The sequence below is a fragment of the Bradyrhizobium sp. ORS 375 genome, from assembly GCF_000239775.1.
GTDB lineage: Bacteria > Pseudomonadota > Alphaproteobacteria > Rhizobiales > Xanthobacteraceae > Bradyrhizobium.
On sequence record NZ_CAFI01000257.1, the window covers coordinates 1 to 5,011 of the forward strand.

A 5,011-nucleotide genomic window follows, 5' to 3' on the forward strand; every position below is an offset into this window, starting at 1 on the left:
CTCCGGGTCAACGAGGGTGTGCTGCTGGAGCGCGTCGAGCGCCGCGCCGCCGAGACCCGCGCCCGCGGCGAGGCAGTGCGCGCCGATGACACCCCCGAGGTGCTCACCAAGCGCCTGGCGAGCTATCGCGACCAGACCGAGCCGCTGATCCACTATTATTCCGACCACCGGATGCTCGCGACCGTCGACGGCATGATGCCGATCGAGCAGGTGACCGAAGAGATCGGCCGGATTCTGGCCGCCGTGGGCAAGAGTGGCGGTAGCCGGGCGGCCAAGAAGGCCAGCCCCGCCAAGCGCAGTGCCAAGGCTTCGAGCAAGGCTCCGGGGAAGGCCGCACCGGCGAAATCGGCCAAGAAGGCCGCCAAAACGGCTTCAAAGGCGGCTGCACCGGCGAAAAAGGCCGGAAAGACAGCGAAAAAGGCCGCCAAAACTGCGAAAAAGCCAGCCAAGGCGGCCGCCAAGAAGGCCTCCAAGGCCGCGAAGAAGGCTCCCAAGGCCGCCGCCAAGGCGGCCAAGGGAACCCGGAAAACCTCTGCAAAGGCTGCAAAAAAGCGCGCCAAGAGGTGATCGAATCTTGTAGGGGCGGTTGACGACCGCCGTGTGAATCCATTAAGAAGCCCGCATCGAAGTCGGATAGTTTTCCAAAGATGCCGGGCCCTTAGGGAATCGAGGGGTGGGCGTCTTGTTCGCGTTTGCGGACACCTGCCCGAGATAGCGACAGAGAAAGCCGGTCCGTCCTTGGATCGGTGACAGGAGAGAAGTCCGTGGCCCGTATTGCCGGTGTCAACATCCCGACCAACAAGCGCGTCCTGATCGCGCTCCAGTATATCCATGGTATCGGCCCGAAGATCGCGAGCGAGATCGTCGAGAAGGTGAAGATTGCCGAGGATCGTCGCGTCAATCAGCTGAGCGACCAGGAAGTCCTGCAGATCCGCGAAATCATCGACCGCGACTACGTCGTCGAGGGTGACCTCCGCCGCGAGACCGGCATCAACATCAAGCGGCTGATGGACCTCGGCTGCTATCGCGGCCTGCGTCATCGCCGCGGTCTTCCGGTGCGCGGCCAGCGCACCCACACCAATGCGCGCACGCGCAAGGGTCCGGCCAAGGCGATCGCCGGCAAGAAGAAGTAATTGGCGAATTGCGAATGAGCGGGTAGCGGGTAGGGGAAGCCCTTCTCGCTATTCGCCATTTACCATTCGCTCGTTTGGTGTAGCCGCTGGCATTACGGCGGCGTTGAGATCTCGAGAAAGGTACTTATATGGCCAAGGAAGCCGCACGTGTCCGCCGTCGTGAGCGCAAGAACATCGCCTCGGGCGTCGCGCATGTGAATTCGTCGTTCAACAACACCACGATCACCATCACCGACGCGCAGGGCAACACCATTGCCTGGTCGTCCGCCGGCACGATGGGGTTCAAGGGATCGCGCAAGTCGACCCCGTATGCCGCCCAGGTCGCGGCGGAGGACGTGTCCAAGAAGGCCCAGGAGCACGGCATGCGCACCCTCGAGGTCGAGGTGGCCGGTCCGGGCTCCGGACGTGAGTCGGCACTGCGCGCGCTGCAGGCTGCGGGTTTCACTGTCACCTCGATCCGCGATGTGACGACGATCCCGCACAATGGTTGCCGTCCGCGCAAACGTCGTCGCGTCTGATCTGAAGGAGGCGGACAGCATGTCCGCCTTCTCTTGCTTTTGAACCATTTCGATTGCCGCGATCCGATGCGCGGTTCTCCAACGCCAGTCAGTCGCCCCCAAGATGGACTGGCCCATGGGTGAAACAGTGACGATCCAGAAAAATTGGCAAGAATTGATTCGGCCGAACAAGCTCCAGGTCACGCCGGGCTCCGACGCGACCCGTTTCGCCACCGTGGTCGCCGAGCCGCTGGAGCGCGGCTTCGGCCAGACGCTGGGCAATGCGCTCCGTCGCATCCTGCTGTCGTCGCTGCAGGGCGCCGCCGTGCAGTCGGTGCACATCGACGGCGTGCTGCACGAGTTCTCCTCGATCGCGGGCGTCCGTGAGGATGTCACCGACATCGTGCTGAACATCAAGGACATCTCGATCAAGATGCAGGGCGAAGGCCCGAAGCGGATGGTCGTGAAGAAGCAGGGCCCGGGTGCCGTCACCGCCGGTGACATCCAGACCGTCGGCGACATCGTGGTTCTCAACCCCGACCTGCAGCTCTGCACCCTCGACGATGGCGCCGAGATCCGCATGGAGTTCACGGTCGCCACCGGCAAGGGCTACGTCCCGGCCGAGCGCAATCGCCCCGAGGATGCGCCGATCGGCCTGATCCCGATTGACAGCCTGTTCTCGCCGGTCCGCAAGGTCTCCTACAAGGTCGAGAACACACGCGAGGGCCAGATCCTCGACTACGACAAGCTGACCATGACGATCGAGACCAACGGCGCGATCTCGCCGGAGGACGCGGTGGCCTACGCCGCGCGCATCTTGCAGGATCAGCTCAACGTGTTCGTCAACTTCGAAGAGCCGCGCAAGGAAGTCGCCCAGGAGATCATCCCGGACCTCGCCTTCAACCCGGCCTTCCTCAAGAAGGTGGACGAGCTCGAGCTGTCGGTGCGTTCGGCCAACTGCCTGAAGAACGACAACATCGTCTACATCGGCGACCTCGTGCAGAAGTCGGAAGCGGAGATGCTGCGCACCCCGAACTTCGGCCGCAAGTCGCTGAACGAGATCAAGGAAGTGCTGGCCCAGATGGGTCTGCATCTCGGCATGGAAGTGCCGGGCTGGCCGCCGGAGAACATCGACGAGCTGGCCAAGCGCTTCGAGGATCACTACTGAGGCTTGTCATTCCGGGTTCGCCTCTTCGAGGCGCCCCGGAATGACGATTACGACCGGGCGAACGCAGGCAGCCCACCTGAGCAACATGTCCGACGAACCGTCGCGGCAGATTGAAATGAAGGACTAAGACAATGCGTCACGGCAAGGTTCATCGGAAGCTCAACCGCACCGCCGAGCATCGCAAGGCGATGTTCGCCAACATGTGCGCCGCGCTGATCAAGCACGAGCAGATCGTCACCACGCTGCCGAAGGCCAAGGAGCTGCGGCCGATCGTCGAGAAGCTCGTCACCCTGGGCAAGAAGGGCGGCCTCGCTCTCCGCCGCCAGGCGATCGCGGAGATGCGCGACGTCGACCAGGTGAAGAAGCTGTTTGACGTGCTGGCGCCCCGCTACAAGGACCGCAACGGCGGCTACACCCGCATCATCAAGGCCGGCTTCCGCTACGGCGACAACGCCGCGATGGCCGTGATCGAGTTCGTCGATCGCGATGTCGATGCCAAGGGCCAGGATTCCGGCCCGGTGCAGGAGACCTCGGAAGCCGCGTAAGCGCGCTCCGATCCAGGTTTACAAGACGGCGCCTTCGGGCGCCGTTTTCGTTTGACGCTCCGTAGCCGGATGAGCGTAGCGACATCCGGGTTCACCCTCACAGCTTGTGTGACCCCGGATATCGCTGCGCTCACCCGGGCTGCGCAACTGGAGTCCTCGACATAGGTCGGAGCGCCGCGCATGAGCATTGCAGAGCTGCACATCGCCTACGAGCGGGATGAGGACGGCACTGGCAAGATCATCGCCACGGCCAGGAGTGGCGCGTTTGCCGCGCGTGGCGAGGCGTGGTTCGGCCGCGACCTGGATGATTTCGTCAAGCAGCTGCGCTGCCATCCGCTGTCGTGGGACAATCCGCCGATGATCGAAGGGGGCGTCTTCGATCGCCAGCGAGGCTTCGCACAATGCCGCGTCCGGATCGCCATCAAGCCGTTCGATGTCCGCGGGCACTTGCTGGTGCATGCAGATCTGGCCACGCCCGTTCAGAGCACGCCGGACGCCGATCTGCAGAACCGCGCGTCGATCCGCTTCCTGACCGAATACGCGATCCTCGACCGCTTTGCCGTCGACTTCGAGGAACTGCTGAAGGGCCGATGCGAGGTCGCGGTTCTGACCGGGACCACAAGCTGAAGGGGCGACCCTGGTCCGATCTTTCATGGACCGTAGCCCGGATGAGCGCAGCGATATCCGGGTTCAATCTTGCAGCTCGTGAGACCGGGATATCGCTGCGCTCATCCGGGCTACCGTCAAACAGGATCAGCTCTGCGTGCAGCGCGTTGGGTGACGGGCGACGAGACCCCACATCCGTCCCTCCAGCACAACGGAGAGCTGCTCATGCACATCGACCTCTCGGGTAAGACCGCGCTCGTCACGGGCTCCACCGCCGGCATCGGCTTTGCCATCGCAAAGGGGCTGGCCGCGTCCGGCGCGGAGGTCGTCCTCAACGGCCGCAGCCAGGGGCGCGTCGATGAGGCGGTCGCGAAGCTCAAGCAGGCGATCCCTCACGCCAAGCTGCGCGGCGTCGCCGGCGATGTCGCGCAGGTCGACGGCGGCAACGCCATCGTCACCGCGGTCCCCGAGGTCGACATCCTCGTCAACAATGCCGGCATCTTCGAGCCGAAGGACTTCTTCGAAATTCCCGACGAGGACTGGAGCCGCTTCTTCGAGGTCAACGTCCTCTCCGGCGTCCGCATGGCGCGCGCGTACATGCAGGGCATGCTGACGCGCAACTGGGGCCGTATCGTCTTCATCTCCTCGGAATCGGCGCTGAACATCCCGACCGAGATGATCCACTACGGCATGACCAAGACCGCCCAGCTCGCGGTCTCGCGTGGCCTCGCCAAGCTGACGCGCGGCACCGGCGTCACCGTCAATGCGGTGCTCCCCGGACCGACCATGTCGGAAGGCGTCGAGACCTTCGTCAAGGATCTGGCCCGCCAGAACGGTCAGTCGGAAGAGGAGGCGGCCTCATCCTTCGTCAAGCAGCACCGGCCTGCGTCGCTGCTGCAGCGCTTCGCCAGCGTCGACGAGATCGCCAACATGGTCGTCTACGTGGCGTCCAAGCAAGCCTCCGCAACCAACGGCGCCGCCCTGCGCGCCGAGGGCGGCATTGTCGACACCATTGCGTAGGCTGCGTCGCATTGCGTAGATGGCCCAGATGAGCGGGAGCGA

At 64.0% G+C, this 5,011-nt stretch carries 6 protein-coding genes and 1 pseudogene; all 7 read left to right on the forward strand.

The features are described 5' to 3' along the window. Nucleotides 1-567 (forward strand): annotated as a pseudogene (locus BRAO375_RS19460) (adenylate kinase); the annotation flags it as partial. A gap of 197 nt (nt 568-764) precedes the next feature. Further along, on the forward strand, nt 765-1,133 hold the full coding sequence (gene rpsM, locus BRAO375_RS19465) for a 30S ribosomal protein S13 (RefSeq protein ID WP_009029161.1): 369 nt from the start codon (nt 765-767) through the stop codon (nt 1,131-1,133). A 128-nt stretch (nt 1,134-1,261) separates the two neighbouring features. Beyond that, the gene (rpsK, locus tag BRAO375_RS19470) at nt 1,262-1,651 is read left to right on the forward strand and encodes a 30S ribosomal protein S11 (RefSeq protein WP_006611861.1); all 390 of its coding nucleotides are present in this window, start codon (nt 1,262-1,264) and stop codon (nt 1,649-1,651) included. Nucleotides 1,652-1,766: 115 nt separating this feature from the next. Beyond that, nucleotides 1,767-2,798 carry a DNA-directed RNA polymerase subunit alpha gene (locus BRAO375_RS19475; protein WP_009029162.1) on the forward strand — a complete coding sequence of 344 codons (1,032 nt, stop codon included), beginning with the start codon at nt 1,767-1,769 and terminating at the stop codon, nt 2,796-2,798. A gap of 131 nt (nt 2,799-2,929) precedes the next feature. Next, nucleotides 2,930-3,343: a 50S ribosomal protein L17 gene (rplQ, locus tag BRAO375_RS19480; protein WP_006611863.1), complete on the forward strand. Its 414-nt coding sequence runs from the start codon at nt 2,930-2,932 to the stop codon at nt 3,341-3,343. Between the two features lie 180 nt (nt 3,344-3,523). Further along, nucleotides 3,524-3,970, forward strand: coding sequence for a hypothetical protein (locus tag BRAO375_RS19485; protein WP_009029163.1), 447 nt, complete (start codon nt 3,524-3,526; stop codon nt 3,968-3,970). A 204-nt stretch (nt 3,971-4,174) separates the two neighbouring features. Continuing rightward, nucleotides 4,175-4,969: an SDR family NAD(P)-dependent oxidoreductase gene (locus tag BRAO375_RS19490; RefSeq protein WP_009029164.1), complete on the forward strand. Its 795-nt coding sequence runs from the start codon at nt 4,175-4,177 to the stop codon at nt 4,967-4,969. Nucleotides 4,970-5,011 lie beyond the last annotated feature (42 nt).